This is a genomic window from Pantoea sp. USHLN298, from assembly GCF_037149395.1.
GTDB classification, from domain to species: domain Bacteria; phylum Pseudomonadota; class Gammaproteobacteria; order Enterobacterales; family Enterobacteriaceae; genus Pantoea; species Pantoea astica.
Map to the genome: position 1 here is coordinate 116,490 of NZ_JBBCRO010000009.1, position 15,512 is coordinate 132,001.

At 56.4% G+C, this 15,512-nt stretch carries 12 protein-coding genes; 4 read left to right on the top strand and 8 right to left on the bottom strand.

All coding sequences use genetic code 11. The features are described from left to right. Positions 1-9: 9 nt before the first annotated feature. Positions 10-897, bottom strand: coding sequence for an EamA family transporter (locus tag WFK59_RS20890; RefSeq protein ID WP_336757168.1), 888 nt, complete (start codon positions 895-897; stop codon positions 10-12). A 1-nt stretch (position 898) separates the two neighbouring features. After that, a complete protein-coding gene (locus WFK59_RS20895; RefSeq protein ID WP_336757169.1) occupies positions 899-2,155 on the bottom strand; it encodes an MFS transporter in 1,257 nt (418 codons plus the stop codon). Between the two features lie 134 nt (positions 2,156-2,289). On the opposite strand from WFK59_RS20895, the gene WFK59_RS20900 reads away from it, so the two are divergent. After that, positions 2,290-2,745, top strand: coding sequence for a winged helix-turn-helix transcriptional regulator (locus WFK59_RS20900; RefSeq protein WP_233988883.1), 456 nt, complete (start codon positions 2,290-2,292; stop codon positions 2,743-2,745). 53 nt (positions 2,746-2,798) lie between these two features. Here WFK59_RS20900 and WFK59_RS20905 read toward each other — a convergent pair whose 3' ends face one another. From WFK59_RS20905 to WFK59_RS20920, 4 genes are all read right to left on the bottom strand, one after another. Continuing rightward, a complete protein-coding gene (locus WFK59_RS20905; protein ID WP_336757171.1) occupies positions 2,799-3,914 on the bottom strand; it encodes a metallophosphoesterase in 1,116 nt (371 codons plus the stop codon). Positions 3,915-4,174: 260 nt separating this feature from the next. Then, positions 4,175-5,398 (bottom strand): cupin domain-containing protein, encoded by a 1,224-nt coding sequence (locus WFK59_RS20910; RefSeq protein WP_233988885.1) that lies wholly within the window; start codon positions 5,396-5,398, stop codon positions 4,175-4,177. A 435-nt stretch (positions 5,399-5,833) separates the two neighbouring features. After that, complete coding sequence (locus WFK59_RS20915; protein ID WP_336757172.1) at positions 5,834-8,161, bottom strand: FdhF/YdeP family oxidoreductase; 2,328 nt, start codon at positions 8,159-8,161, stop codon at positions 5,834-5,836. 257 nt (positions 8,162-8,418) lie between these two features. Further along, positions 8,419-9,537 carry an acyltransferase family protein gene (locus WFK59_RS20920; protein WP_336757174.1) on the bottom strand — a complete coding sequence of 373 codons (1,119 nt, stop codon included), beginning with the start codon at positions 9,535-9,537 and terminating at the stop codon, positions 8,419-8,421. Between the two features lie 605 nt (positions 9,538-10,142). Here WFK59_RS20920 and WFK59_RS20925 point away from each other — a divergent pair. Continuing rightward, entirely contained in the window at positions 10,143-10,907 is a 765-nt protein-coding gene (locus WFK59_RS20925) for an SGNH/GDSL hydrolase family protein (protein WP_336757176.1), read from the top strand. 105 nt (positions 10,908-11,012) lie between these two features. On the opposite strand, the gene WFK59_RS20930 is transcribed toward WFK59_RS20925, so the two are convergent. Then, a complete protein-coding gene (locus WFK59_RS20930) occupies positions 11,013-11,180 on the bottom strand; it encodes a hypothetical protein (protein WP_293001570.1) in 168 nt (55 codons plus the stop codon). Positions 11,181-11,482: 302 nt separating this feature from the next. On the opposite strand from WFK59_RS20930, the gene WFK59_RS20935 reads away from it, so the two are divergent. Then, the gene (locus WFK59_RS20935; RefSeq protein WP_336757178.1) at positions 11,483-14,587 is read left to right on the top strand and encodes an efflux RND transporter permease subunit; all 3,105 of its coding nucleotides are present in this window, start codon (positions 11,483-11,485) and stop codon (positions 14,585-14,587) included. Positions 14,588-14,724: 137 nt separating this feature from the next. Here the strand turns inward: WFK59_RS20935 and WFK59_RS20940 are convergent, their stop codons facing one another. Next, complete coding sequence (locus tag WFK59_RS20940; protein ID WP_072051034.1) at positions 14,725-14,910, bottom strand: general stress protein; 186 nt, start codon at positions 14,908-14,910, stop codon at positions 14,725-14,727. A gap of 204 nt (positions 14,911-15,114) precedes the next feature. Between WFK59_RS20940 and WFK59_RS20945 the strand changes: the two genes are divergently transcribed. Continuing rightward, the gene (locus tag WFK59_RS20945) at positions 15,115-15,411 is read left to right on the top strand and encodes a hypothetical protein (RefSeq protein WP_336757181.1); all 297 of its coding nucleotides are present in this window, start codon (positions 15,115-15,117) and stop codon (positions 15,409-15,411) included. Positions 15,412-15,512 lie beyond the last annotated feature (101 nt).

Below are 15,512 nucleotides of genomic sequence, written 5' to 3' on the forward strand. Positions count from 1 at the left end.
TGTCGTGCATCAGGGAGCCGTCCGGCCACGCCACGCCTGCCTCAGGCGGGCGCCATATAAGCCGGTACTCAGGCCGCTGATAATGATCAGCAGCGCAGCCAGCTTCAGCGCTGACAACGGCTCATCGAAAATCCAGAACGATCCCAGTAAGCCAAACACCGGCACCAGCAAGGAGAGTGGCGCAACGGTAGAGACCGGATAGCGTTTCAGTAAGGCGTTCCATACCCAGTAGCCAAACAGGGTATTGGGATAGGCCTGGAACAGGATCGACAACAGCGTTATTCCGTGGGTGTGAGCCAGTAAACCCTGGAAGCCGCTCCATCCATTAACAGCATAAGCCAGAATGAATAATGGGATCGGGGCGAACAGACTCGACCAGATCAAAAAGGCAAATACCTGCCGGGTATCGGCTTTTTTATACAGAATATTGGCAACGCTCCAGGCCACCGCCGCCACCAGCACGCAGCCCAGCCCGGGCAGAGAAACGGAGCCATCGGTCAGAAAAATGATGCACAGCAAGCCGGTCAGCGCGATGGCGATGCCCGCCCACTGATAGCGCGACAGCGGCTCGCGAAACACCCATCCTCCCAGAACCAGGGTAAAGAGCGCGCTGAATTGCAGTAACAGTGATGCGACCCCGGCCGAGAGTCCGAGCCTGATCGCCAGATTGACCATGCCCCACAAACCGACGCCGAACACCAGCCCGTAGCCGATCAGCCAGCGCCATTTCACATCCGGTTTAGCGATGAAAAACAGGGCAGGCAGGGCGCACAACAGAAAGCGGAGCCCGGCAAGGATAAACGGGTCAACCTCCAGCAGTCCGAGTTTAATCACGGAAAAGTTCATTCCCCAGATAGCGGTGATCAGCACGGCAAGCAGCAGATGATGTATTTTCATTTTATCGCTCCTGAGTGGCGGAAGCAGCAGCAGGTAAGGCGCGCGACGTAGCCCACCAGAACAGCAGCGCGGTCAGGCTGATGGCGCTGCCGAGCAGACAAACGCCCGGCCATTGCCAGAGTGCGTAGACCCGCGTGCCGGCTACTGCACCCAGGGCGCTGCCGACCGAGTAGAAGCACATATAGGCAGCGATCAGCCGGCTACCCGCCTCAGGCCGGGCCTGGAGAAGCAGACTCTGGCTGCTGACGTGGACCGCCTGCACCGCGAAATCCAGCAGGATCACACCCGCGATAAACAGCCAGATTGAATAATTGAGTAACGCCAGCAGCAGCCACGACAGCGTCAGCAGCAGCAAGCCAGCGCCGGTGGTGCGTTGCCCATAGCCGCGATCGGTCCAGCGACCAGCCCGGATTGCGGCCAGTGCGCCCGCAATACCTGCCAGGCCAAACAGGCCGATAGCGCTATGGCTGAAATTAAGCTGGCTTAACGGCAGCACCATCGAGGTCCAGAACACGCTGAAGGCAGCAAAAATCAGCATAGCCAGCGTTCCCCGCACCTGAAGTCGCGGTTCATCGGTAAACAACCGAAAGAAACTGCGCATCAGCTGGGGCCAGCGGGGTTTGATGCCAGGGAGAGGCGTGGCGGGCGTCGTGCGGTAAAAGATCCCAGCCAGCAGCACTAACAGCGCAGCAGAGCAGAGATAGACTGCACGCCAGCCCGCGAGATCGGCGATCACGCCAGCCGTCAGCCGGGCAAAAAGAATCCCCAGCACAACGCCTCCGGTGACCATGCCCACCACCTGACCCCGCTGCGCCGCAGAGGAGAGCGAGGCGGCATAAGCCACCACCACCTGAACCACCACCGCCATCAGACCGACCAGGCTCATGCTGATCAGCAGAGCATAAAAATCCGGAGAGAAACTCACCAGCAACACCGCCAGCGCCAGGACCAGCAACTGGCCGACAATCAGATGGCGGCCATTAACGATATCCCCCAGCGGCACGATAAACAGCAGTCCAAGCGCATAACCGACCTGCGTGGCGGTAACCACCACGCCGATCGAACCGGCCGAAACGGCAAAAGTTTGCGCCATAGCGGTCAGCAGAGGCTGGGCAAAATAGACGTTGCCAACCGCCAGTGAGCAGATCATACCGAACAGCAATACCTGCCTCAGCGGCACCGGTTTACTGCTGGCTGATGAGGCCCTGACGTCACTGTTCCCTGTCGGAACCCGCCTGTTGCTGTCGGTCTGAAGCATTGCGCACCTCTGATGGCTATCTGGTTTCGAAATAAAACCAGTTAACCATTATTAGCTGCGGTGGTTTTTTTTAGCAACCAGATTGACGATCGCGGAGTATACTCAGCAGAACGCCTTAAAGCGCAGGAGTGAACATGGCAAAACAATCCGCATTGTTAAACAGTGAATGTCCGGTGGCCCGAACGCTGGAAGCGATTGGTGAACGCTGGTGTTTAATGATCGTTCGCGAGGCTTTCGACAACGTCCGCCGCTTCAGTGAATTTCAGAAAAACCTCGGGCTGGCGAAAAATATTCTGGCCGCGCGGCTGAAATTGCTGGTGGAGCTGGGCGTGTTTGATCTGCGGCCTGCGTCTGACGGCAGCGCCTACAGCGAGTATGCACTGACAGAACGTGGACGTGCGCTGTTTCCGATTATCGTGGCGATGCGCCAGTGGGGTGAACAGAATCTGTTTACCGCTGGCGAAGTCCATTCGGTGCTGATTGATAATCAGCGTGAACAGCCGCTGCAGCCGCTGGCCGTGGTATCCGCCAGCGGAGAGCCGCTGGGGCCGGAGGATTGTCACCGTATACGGGTGACGAAAGGAGAGTGATCACAGCGGCCTGAACCGCACGCATCGCGGGTCAGGCCTCGCTGATCGGTGAATCAGGGCTTGCCTCTCAGCGTAATGCGGGTCAGTTCTGACGGGCGGCCCAGACGAACCGCCATTCCCGGCCAGAGCGCCGTGCCGTTATTGACATAGAGCTGCATACCGTCCACCTGATAAAGACCGGAAACAAAGCCACCGTTGGGTTTCGCAAACAGCCGGTCCAGCCCGACGATCAGGCCGCCATGAGTATGACCAGAGAGCTGCACATCGACGCCCATCGCGGCGTTGTGTCGCGCATTACGGGGCTGATGATCCAGCAGGATGACCGGCGCATCGGCGGGCGCATTCTCCAGCGCTTTTGCCAGATCGGGGCCCGGTGAGTGTCTGGCGGGTGCCGATGCGTCCGGCAGACCGGCAATCACCAGTTTTGCCTCGCCACGCTGGATCACCCTGTGGCTGTTCAGCAACGGCTGAAGCCCCAGTGAAGCCAGATGTTCGGTCCAGACTGCCTGATGGAAGAAATATTCATGATTCCCGGTGATTGCCCAGACGCCATCGGGTGCGTTGAGGTCGCGCAGCGGGGCGACATCGTTGCGGCGGTGTTCGAGACTGCCATCAATCACATCGCCGGTGACCACAATCAGATCAACCCCCAGCGACATCGCCTTTTTCACCGTTGCTGCACTCCAGTCCGCGTTAAACAAGCGTGTGATATGCAAATCTGTCAGCTGCAACAGCTGATAGCCGTCAAACTCCGCCGGCAGGCCGGGCACTACAAGAGTCACCTCTTTGACCGGCGGCACCCGTATCGCCTGCTGAACGCCCACCGCCGCCAGCACCATGGCGAACAGCACGGCCAGATAGCGTACGCCGGGGACCAGTTCCAGCGGATGGCGCAGCAGCAGGGCGAGCAGCGCGATAATATCTATCGCGATCTGGATCAGCGCCAGCAGCAGCACGGTGCTGAAGGCCCAGTTGAACAGGATGATAATGATGCGCGGCATCTCTGCCGAGAAGAGGCCGCCCGAGGTGAAGCGGCTGACCAGCAGATATTGTGAGGCCAGCAGCACCAGCATCGATAACAGAATTTTGACGGCCAGCGGCAGGGATAAGGGAACAATGACGCGAGCAATGACATACCAGCTGGGTAAGCTGAAAATCAGGTGAAACATAGCAATTTTCCCTGTGAGCACCGAAGAACGGTGCAAGCCATAAAACGAGAACGTGCATTATTAACCGCGTCATCACGCGGGTCGCGCAGGCTGCTAGTGTATACGACTCTGCCGCAGTGTTGACTGTGCGACGAATGCTATGTGCAGAGAAAACCGTGAACAGCGGCGGGACGGGCGGAAGCGGTGACGGGGCGCTGATGGCACGGGCTGAAACAGCTCACTGCCACACGGGAAGAATGGCCGGTAATCCGGCCACGGGCTTATCTGACCACCGGACGTTTGTTTTGCGACAGCGCCGCCATAAAGGCGTCATCCAGATGCAGATGCTGCTTAACCAGTGCCGGAGGCGTGCTGGCCAGCCACTGGTTGAGCGAGAAATCGGCATAATAGTCGCTCTTAAACAGCTCCAGGAAGCGTAACGGGCCCTTGCCGGTATTTTCGATGTAATGGCCCATCGCGAACGGCACATAGCCGACATCACCGGCCCGGTAATCAAACGTCCGCGCCTGACCCGATGAGGCAAACACGCCCATCCGGCCTTCGCCTTCCAGATAGTATTGCCACTCATCGTTATTGGGATGCCAGTGCAGCTCACGCAGTCCACCGGGTTCGATTTCGACCAGCGCCGCCGCGATATCTTTGGCGATCGGAAAGTTAGAGGAGTCGGTGATGCGAACCGTCCCGCCCGGCGCTTTAATCGGATCCTGGGCCAGCATGTGATGGGTAAAACGCAGGGCCGATCGGCTGCCGCCCTGAACCGTGTCGCCAGCGGGTCGATCGGGTGGCGTACCGGCGAAAATGTATTCGTCAGCCGGAGACGGCAGCTGAGAGAAGGTGGATACCGGCAGCTGGAAGTTTTTGGCAAGGATCTCCGGCGGAATATGCTTAAACCAGTCGGAGAGCAGGAACGTGCTGTCCTCATCGAAATTGCCATCGTCAAAGGCCAGTAAAAATTCACAGCCGTCGGGTCCCAGCCCCTGAATGGAGTGCGGGATGCCGGGCGGGAAATACCACAGGTCACCGACGCCGATATCATCGACGAACCAGCCGCCGTGCGCATCGAAAGCGGTGACCCGCGCGGTTCCGTAGGTCATGTAAGCCCATTCTGCTTCTTTGTGCCAGTGCAGTTCACGAATACCGCCTGCGTTGAGACGCATATCGACCCCGGCGATGGTGGTTGAGATGCCCAGCTCACGCTGAGTCACCTGCCGGGTCCAGCCGCCGCTGCCTTTGCGGACGTGCGCATCGCTGAAACTGTAACGCAGATTGGGCAGGGTGCCGCTGTCCGTGGCGGGCGGATTAACCAGATCCGGGTTTTCCGCTTCACGAATGGGATCGTGCGGACCCGGATCGCGACCACCGGATTGCGCACCGGCCGGATAACTCCTGACCTGATTATCATGGGCATGTACCTGACCCGCGGCCAATGCGACCGTACCACCGGCGGCAAAGGCCATAAAGCGTCGTCTGCTCAATACTGTCATGCGTTTGCTTCCTTCCACTGTGAGTTGTTGAGGGGCAGCGATGGGTGCTGCATAACCGTTATAAGAGCAGATAAAAGGTTGCGTTTAACAAATTTGTAACGTCATCAGGCGACAAACAGACCGGTAAGCATTATTGATGCGTTGTCGGGCTGAGCGAAGAATGTTGCGCGTTGAGTTGAGGTATAACTTCGGGCAAAAAACGGCCCTGATAATCGCATTAAATGCCTAATTGAAAGGCGTGCGTTTAATTGCGGTTGAATGAGTGAGACAGGTTACGGCTGACATCTCTTGTTACGGATAGGGTAATTAAAATTTAACTCTTAGCAGGCTAGTGATACCTTTTTCGCCGGCGTTACCTGCCGCCGCGAGCTAAAAAAAGGTTGCCTGTTCGTCAGGCAACCTTGACTGATACTGCCTCCGACACCCGCCGGAAGATTAACGTAATATGCCCGACGTAGTGGTCGTTTCGTCGGTAACCCGCGTCATCGTCACCGGAATGCTTTTATACGCCGGTATACCACTCTGCGTATCGTGACTGTCGAGCGGCACCATCACGTTAGCTTCAGGGTAGTAAGCACCGACGGAGCCGGGCGCCATATCGATAATCACAATCGTCAGGTTTTTCATCTGCCGCGAGGTGGGGTGACCGTCCGGGTCCAGCGCCATTAAATCGACCCGATCGCCCACCCGCAGCTCACGTTTCTCGGCCTCTTCGGCATTAATAAACAGCACGTCACGGCGACCGGTCACACCACGATAGCGGTCGTTCAGGCCGTACAGTGTGGTGTTGTACTGATCGTGACTGCGCAGCGTGGTGAGCACCAGATCGTGACACTTCAGCGAACGGGGATCTTCATTAATTCCCTGCATCACTTTGAACTGTGCGCGGCCTGACGGCGTATTCCAGACCCGCTCAGAAGCGGCATTATGAAGCCGGAAGCCGCCCGGCTGCTTCACCCGCTCATTGAAATTTTCAAACGCCGGGAAGACGGCTTCGATTGCGTCACGGATGCGGTTGTAATCGGCGGCCATTGCGCGCCAGTCGACCACGCTGTCAGGCAGGGTCGCCTCGGCCAGCGCGGCGACCAGCGCCGGCTCAGATTTCAGGTGCGGTGAAGCCGGTTCCAGAGAGCCGCGAGAGGCGTGCACCATAGACATGGAATCTTCCACCGTGACGCTTTGCGCGCCGGTCGCCTGAATGTCAGTCTCCGTGCGGCCCAGCACCGGCAGCAGGTAATTATGTTTGCCGAGCAGCAGGTGAGAGCGGTTGAGCTTGGTGGCCATGTGTACCACCAGGTCAAGGTTGCGCATCGCCGGGAATGTCACCTGGGGATCGGAAATGGCTTCAGCCAGATTACCGCCCAGACAGAGCAGGGCTTTGGCTTTACCATCCCGCATCGCCTGAATGGCCTGAATGGCACCGTGACCGTGTTTCTGCGGCGGGCGGAAGCCAAACACCTTTTCCAGGTTATCGAGCAGCGACTGCGGCGGGATCTCGGTGATACCGACGGTGCGGTCGCCCTGCACGTTAGAGTGTCCACGCAGTGGACAGATCCCGGCACCGGGTTTGCCAATATTGCCGCGCAGCAACAGCAGGTTGGCAATTTGCTGCACGTTCTGGGTGCCATACTGATGCTGGGTAATGCCCATGCCGTAACAGATGATCGTGCGTTCAGCGCTGGCATACAGCCGGGCGATATGCTGGATCTCTTCACGCGCCATGCCTGACACCTTGAGGATGTGGTCCCAGTCGGTGCTGTCAAGATCGGCCTTCAGAGCGTCGAATCCTTCGGTGTGCTGGGCGATGAAGTCTTCGTCGATCACCCCTGGCTCACCATTGCTTAGCGCCTCCTGGTGCATTGTCAGCAGGATTTTCATCACGCCTTTCAGCATCGCCGCATCGCCGCCGACCCGCACTTTGTAATAGGTCGAAGCCAGTTCGGTGGAGCTGAGGGAAAGCATTTCAATCGGACTCTGAGGGGAGGTAAAGCGCTCAAGCCCACGTTCACGCAACGGGTTAATTGCCACGATAGTCGCGCCACGTTTAGAGACTTCACGCAGAGTGCCGAGCATCCGGGGATGGTTGGTGCCAGGGTTGTGACCGATGCACAGCACCAGATCGCAATGGTCAAAATCTTCCAGCTCTACCGTGCCTTTGCCGACGCCGATCGATTCTGGCAAACCGACGCTGGTTGGTTCATGACACATGTTGGAACAGTCGGGAAAGTTATTGGTGCCATATTCACGGGCAAAGAGCTGCCACAGGAAAGCCGCTTCGTTAGAGGCGCGACCCGAGGTGTAAAACTCCACGCTATCGGGATCGTCATAGCTACGCAGGTGTTCGCCGATCTCCTTAAACGCGGTTTCCCACTCAATCGGCTGATAGGTATCGGTGACCGCATCGTACTTCATCGGATGCGTCAGACGCCCTTCACCTTCCAGATGTAACGCACTGCGCTGCCACAGTTCAGTGACGGTGTGAGCAGCAAAGAATTCTGGCGTGGTGCGTTTGCTGGTGGCTTCCCAGGAGACCGCTTTCGCGCCATTTTCACAAAATTCAAACGAGGAGGCATGTTGCGGATCGGGCCAGGCGCAGCCCGGACAGTCAAAGCCCTGCGGCTGATTAACTTTAAACAGGGCAATCACATCCTGTTTCACTGACATCTGACCACGGATCGCATCGGCGACCGCTTTCAGGGCTCCCCAGCCGCCTGCTGCGCCACCGTACGGGGCGATACCGGTTGTGCGATTTTGCTCTTTCATAATGCTCCACATTGTCTCTATTGTTATTTGCTAAGTCTGGTACACAAATAACCAAAACAGGGTGGATGCAGCCCATTATTTGATGAAAATTTTTCTCAAAATGTTTCTGTCAGACGATGCCAGATTACTGTCTGGTCATCAGCATAAATAAAGACTGGCGCCCTAAAGCGCCAGCAGAGAAATAAACGAACCGAAACAGTACAGCGCAATAATCAGGCTATCGTTACGCTATTATTGTGTCCGGAAAAGGCGAGAGTTTAACTGGCAACAGCCAGCGGTTTTGCCGGTTTCGCTTTCAGGCCAAACAGGGTTGCGAGTAGCGCCTGACGCTTGATGACCATATAGCACAGCGCACTCAGCCCTGACGCAATGGCGGTTACGATCAGCACATAAGTCACAGGGTAATTATCCGGCAGGTAGTCATCCAGCAGCCAGGCGAAACCAATCGCTATAGGATAGTGCAGAATATAAACCACCAGCGCAGAGTCAACTACGGTGTTAACGATGCGGCTCTCTTTGAACCTTAACTTTTCAAAAAAGAAGATCACCCAGTAGGAAAAAATCACCGAGAAAACACTACTGAGCAGTACCGGGATATATTTCGCCACGCCCTGCAGATTAAATTTCAGCGTCAGGAAGAAAGCGATATAACAGCCAATGGCCAGCAGCGTCACAAAGGCCGTGTTCAGCAGCGGATGTTTCGCTAATTGCGGGATGGCATCACGATTAAGATAGAGGACATAGCCTGCCGCATAATAAACGCAGAAACGCGCCGTCACCGGAATTAACGTGATCAGCTCGCCCAGATCTTTTACCGCGAATTTCACCACAAACAGGCTGTTCGCCGCGACTATCAGGGCTGCCAGCCAGACCGTAAACGGCAGGCGTCGGGCAAGGGTGGCCAGCTGCGCGTAGAGGCGGGCAGGAACGAAAAAGGAAATGACCGAAAGCGACACCAGGAACCACAAGTGATGCAGTTGCATATAGGCGGCCAGCAAACCACTGGTCGTGGTATCAACCCCTTTAATCGTCGCGCTCAGCCAGTACATCACGCCGGGTATAAAGGCGAAGGCGGCCAGCAGCGGAACCAGCACCCGCTTGCGGCGATTATCGAAGAAAAAGGCCTGCCCCTTGCGTAAGAAAACCATCGCCGAGAACATGCCGGAAAGGAAGAAAAAGGCCTCCATCCGAAAGGTATGGATAAATTCGATCAGCGAGCTAAAGATCAATGACTCATTTTTATCCGAAACGTAATACCAGCTATTACCGCCTGGCAGACTTCGGGCCGCATGATATAAAACCCCTTCAAGGATAAGTATGGCGCGCAGAAAATCGAGGCCGATATTTCGGCTCGATAAAAAAGAGGGTGTAGTCACTTTTATTACCTTAATAAATGACGGAGTGTTGGGGTCTGAGGCGACCTTGTAGCGGCAGAATATCACTCTGAAGTTTAATTAACATATTGCACGACACTTTTCAGAATTCCCCCAGCGTGCCGTTCTGTCTGATCCATAAATTATGATAAACCGGCCTGGCCCTTTTCTGACGCCGCTTTTTTATCTGAAAATGGCCTCTGCGGGTGGGCGTCAGGCACGATTCCCCGCCCCAACCCTTGCTGCACGGCGATTTCGTTATCCGGAAAAAGGCCGGGCGGATGAAGCCCTGCTTAACTTATGCTTAAAAATGCAGCAAAAATCGCCCCGGTTGCTGATGTTTTCTGGCCGCTGAGGCGCGCCTTTTTTTGTGGCCCGACATCGGCGGAGGTAATGATTGGTTGCTAAAGGGTTCGCTTATTCGCCTCTTTTTCTCTTCAGGCGGGATAAGGGGAAGAGGGGACGGCAAAATTATTTTGCCGCAGGCGAAATATCACTGATAATCTTTTTTTTCGGTTATGTCAGAGTGACGCCCAATGAGACATTTGCTCCTTACACTGTTTGTATCTTTCCCGCTTTGCTTATTTTCCGGCGTGTCACTGGCAGCCATGCAGGACGGTAAATATATTATCGAAGCCTATGGCGGTTCCAGCACCAAAGGCGCGATGGCCGTCAGAAAGGACGGTAAATTACGGGCTACGCTGACAAAAAATAACGAAATCTCGCAGCTGGGCCAGATGCTGAAAGCTAAATATGGCGCTAACGTCGAGATCGTCAATAAAGGTGAGCTGTCGGCGCAGTCGAAGGATCTGTTACAGGGCCGCTATTTTTACCGCAAGAACAAAAGCTGGCGCGAAGAGATGGCGGCTTCGCCCGCCGATCTGATCCTGCTTAACTTTGCCACCAACGATGCCCGTCATTATCACTTCAAAGATATTGAACCGGATTATATCGTCAGTCCGGCGCAATACCGGGCAATCATGTCTGAACTGATCGCCGTGGCGCAGCAGTACGGCAAAGCGGTGATTGTGCAGGAGCCGCATCCGTTGTGCGGGCGGGCGGAAAAATGGAACGTTGCACCCTATGTGGCGCAGATCGATAACCTGACCCAGGCCGATGACGTGCCGCTGGTCCGGCAGTACCAGCGCATTCAGGAGATCGGGAACTGGCAGGCGATGATGTCACCTGACTGCATTCATCCCTCCGAAGCGCTCTATCAGATCAAAGCGCAGGAGACTTTCAGGGTAGTAGACCGTCAGTATGGCACACAGATTAAGGCTGCGATTAATGACCCGTCAGCGGCTGTTCCGCCATCTTCACGCGCCGCCACAGACCGCCAGGGCGACAATGCCGGCGGCCAGGATGCCGGATAAACGCACTTGCGGGCAGGCGCTGGAAAAATGCCCGGTAAACTGCCGCCCGATCAGTGATCTGACGACGAAGAGTGTGGCTTTTGCCGCTTTGGTTAAAAAAGCGCGTCAAAGGTAGTGGCGGACACCATAAACGGCCCAGAACAGGGCATTGGCACCGAGATAAGCCCAGCATCCCCAGTAGGCAATCGGTTCGCGTTTGGTTCGGAGTTTAGGCAGGAATGCCAGTAAATAAAGCGCTGAGGCGATAAGCGAAACGAAATAGAAAAATTTCATCATTCTCTCCTGTTTAATTTCCCTGGTTTTCAGGATAGCCAGGCCTCGCTATTTTGCTTAATGCGGATGCGATCGATTCTCTCTGACCGCCGACGTTCGGGCGACTTTTCTGAATGCTGGGGGCCAGCAGCAGCAGAATCCTGAGCAACCTCCGGCGGGATCCGTTTGCGCGGGAGAAAGAAATGATACCGTCAGGATGTTTAGCCTGAACGTAACAAACTATAATCAGCGCTGCACCGCTTTGACACAACCGGCAGGAATGCCGGTTTTGCGCCCGCCTTAAAAAGGAAGAGACCCCGCTGATGTTTTCTCGTTTTTTTATTTATCGTCCCGTCTTCGCATGGGTCGTTGCCATTCTTATCATGCTGCTTGGTGCGCTCTCCATCACGCTATTGCCGGTTGAGCAATATCCTGATGTCGCGCCGCCATCGGTCAATATCAGTGCCACCTATACCGGTGCGTCCGCCGAGACGCTGGAAAACAGCGTCACCCAGGTGATTGAGCAGCAGCTGACCGGGCTGGATCACCTGCTTTACTTCACCTCCAGCAGCAGTTCGCAGGGCAATGTGACGGTGACGGTGACCTTCAGTCAGGGCACCGATCCTGACACCGCGCAGGTGCAGGTCCAGAACAAGGTGCAACAGGCCCTGTCGCGCCTGCCCAGCGAGGTGCAGCAACTTGGCGTGACGGTCACGAAGTCGCAGTCAAACTTTTTGCTGGTGATGGGGCTGTATGACACCACGGGCAAGAGCAACAGCACCGATATCGGTGACTGGCTGGTGAGTAATATGCAGGAGCCGCTGGCCAGAACCGAAGGGGTAGGGGATATCCAGGTCTTCGGCGGGCAGTATGCGATGCGTATCTGGCTCGATCCGTTCAAGCTGAACGCCTATTCACTGCAGCCTTCTGACGTGACGGCTGCGATTCGCTCGCAGAATATCCAGATCTCAGCCGGTAAAATTGGTGGCCTGCCGTCACCTGAAAATCAGCAACTGACCGCCACGGTCAGAGCGCAGTCACGGCTGCAGACGCCGGAGCAGTTCCGCAACATCATCGTTAAAAGCGATACCCGCGGGGCGGTTGTGCGCGTCGGTGACGTGGCCCGCGTCGAGCTGGGTGGCGAATCTTACGACATGACGACCCGGCTTAATGATCATCCGGCGGCGGGTATCGGGGTGATGCTGGCACCGGGCGCCAATGCACTCAACACGGCGACGCTGGTAAAAAATAAAGTGGAGGAGTATCGCCACTCGATGCCGGAAGGCTACGAGGTCGCCTATGCGCTTGATAGCACCGACTTCATCAAAATCTCGGTGGAAGATGTGGTCATTACCCTGATCGAAGCGATAGCGTTGGTCGTGGTGGTGATGTACCTGTTCCTGCAAAACCTCCGCGCGACGCTGATCCCGGCGCTGGCGGTACCGGTGGTGCTGCTCGGTACCTTTGGCGTGCTGGCACTGTGCGGTTACACCATCAATACCCTGACGCTGTTAGCCATGGTGCTGGCGATCGGGCTGCTGGTGGATGACGCGATCGTGGTGGTGGAGAACGTCGAGCGCATCATGCACGACGAAGGCCTGCCCGCCCGCGAGGCCACGGAAAAGTCGATGAAAGAGATTTCCGGTGCGCTGATTGCTATCGCGCTGGTGTTGTCGGCGGTCTTTCTGCCGATGGCCTTTTTCGCCGGATCGACCGGTGTGATCTATCGGCAATTTTCGGTCACTATCATTGCGGCCATGTCCTTCTCGGTGCTGGTGGCGCTGACGCTGACACCGGCGCTGTGTGGCATGTTGCTCCGCCCCGGAACGCCGCATCGCAAAGGTTTCTTTGGCGGATTTAATCGCTTCTACGCCGCCACGGAACGCCAGTATCGTCACAAAGTGGTCAGCACGCTGCGTCGTCCGCTGATTATGGTGTCGCTGTATGCTGCAATAGGTGTCGTGCTGTTTGTTATGTTCACCCGATTGCCGGGCAGCTTCCTGCCTACCGAGGACCAGGGCAGTATTATGCTTCAGGCGACCCTGCCCGCAGGCGCAACCGCCAGTCGCACTGAGGCGGTCAATAAGCAGATCATTGACTGGTTTCTGACCGAAGAGAAAGAGAACATCGATGTGGTGTTTACCATCAACGGCTTTAACTTCAGCGGCGCGGCGCAGAATGCCGGCATGGCGTTTATCAAACTGAAAAACTGGGATCAGCGTCCCGGCAAGGAGAACTCGGCGGAAGCGATCGCCGGGCGCGCCACCTATGCACTCTCTGCGATTCGTGATGCGCAGATCTTTGCCCTGACGCCACCTTCGGTGCCCGGCCTGGGGCAGAATAATGGCTTCACCTATGAACTGCTGGCCAGTGGCGGCACTACCCGCGATCAACTGGGCCAGCTGCGTGATCAACTGCTACAGAGCGCCGCGAAAAGCCCTGAACTGATCGGGGTCCGTGCAAATATTCTGCCGCAGACGCCGCAGTTGCAGGTCGATATCGATACCAGTAAGGCGGTGGCGCTGGGACTGCAGCTGGATGATGTGACCGATACCCTGACCAGCGCCTGGGGCGGTGCCTATATCAATGACTTTATCGATCGCGGCCGCGTCAAACGGGTCTATGTGCAGGGCGATGGTCAGTACCGGTCAGCACCGTCCGATCTGGATAAATGGTTTATCCGCAACAGTGAAGGCGGCATGACGCCATTCTCGGCCTTCGCCTCAACCCACTGGACCATGGGACCGGAGAGTCTCAATCGCTATAACGGCTCCGCTTCTTACGAAATCCAGGGACAGAACGCGGAAGGCTACAGCTCCGGCGATGCGATGAACACCATTGAACGGCTGGCTAATGAGCTTCCAGCCGGCACGACCGGGGCCTGGAGCGGTCTCTCGCTGCAGGAGAAGCAGGCGGGCGGTCAGTCAACCACCCTGTATGCGATCTCAATTCTGGTGGTGTTCCTCTGTCTGGCCGCGCTGTATGAGAGCTGGTCAGTGCCGTTCTCGGTGCTGCTGGCGGTGCCGCTTGGCGTGCTGGGTACGGTGCTGGCGGTTGCCATGCGCGGATTGAGCAACGACATCTATTTCCAGGTGGCGTTACTGACGACCGTCGGGCTGACTTCCAAGAACGCCATCCTGATTATTGAGTTTGCCGAGGAAGCGGTGCGTCAGGGAAGTTCGCTGAGTGCGGCGGCCCTGCAGGCGGCGCGCACCCGTTTACGGCCGATCATGATGACCTCGCTGGCGTTTATTGCCGGGGTGATCCCGCTGGCGGTCGCCACCGGAGCCGGGGCCAACAGTCGTATCGCGATCGGCACCGGTATTATTGGCGGAACGCTGGCGGGTACGGTGCTGGCGCTGTTCTTTGTGCCACTGTTCTTTGTGCTGGTGAAGCATTATCTCACCCGACATCGTAAGGCCGGATAACCGTCTGGTACGTCTGCGGGTTCGCCTGCAGACGTGCTGATCCACGGCATAGGGATGCTTTTCAGGATGGATTCAGTGGGGGATCTGTCGTGCAGAAGTGAGATGCCATTCCATGGCGTAAAACGTCCTAAGGCGCCTTATTCAGAATTACTTGCAGGACGCCGACTGATTCTGCCCCCTTTCCGACCGGCTTCCCTGGCTTTTTCATGATCGTTTTTGAAATTGCCTCCACTGACCTTGCCTCCTGCACTGCCAGCTTCGCTCGCACGGCCCGGATCGTTGGCAAAATTGCCGGCACCACCTCTGTATTTCTGTTGTGTCATAGTGAGACCTCCTATCAATGTTCCATTAGATAAAAAGGACTAGCTAGTCACATCACGAAGCATAGATGACCGCTTCGTTTATGCAAATGCACATCTGAAAAAGCGTGAAATTGTTTCGATCATGACCTTGTGCCGTGGCTGAACCGGCAGCGATCCCGCTATCCCCAGGCTACCCTTATAAGCTCAACGAAAAAGGAGAACGCGATGACTGATGCAACCTTAATCGATACGCTTGAGTTTGGTTCTGATCAACAGAAGCAAAAATATGAAATTTACGGTGAGGATAACCGGACGCCTACCCACGCGGTCATATACCGTCAGCAGCAAGGCGAATGGCAGCCGCTGGACGAAACGCTGAGCTTTGCCGCCCTGGATGAACAGCAGGAAGTGACCGGTTCAATGGGGTATGGCGCTGGCGACAGCCTGCCGGACCTGCGCGACTTACCGGCTGAAGCCCGGCAGCGCTGCGAGCAACACTGGCAGCAGAGCCGTAATGGGTAAGCAGTAAATTTGCCGGGAACGCCTCCCGGCTTATTTTATGCTGCCTGATCGCGCTGCTTTCATTATTTCCACCAACTACAGCAATCGTTAAAGATATTCCC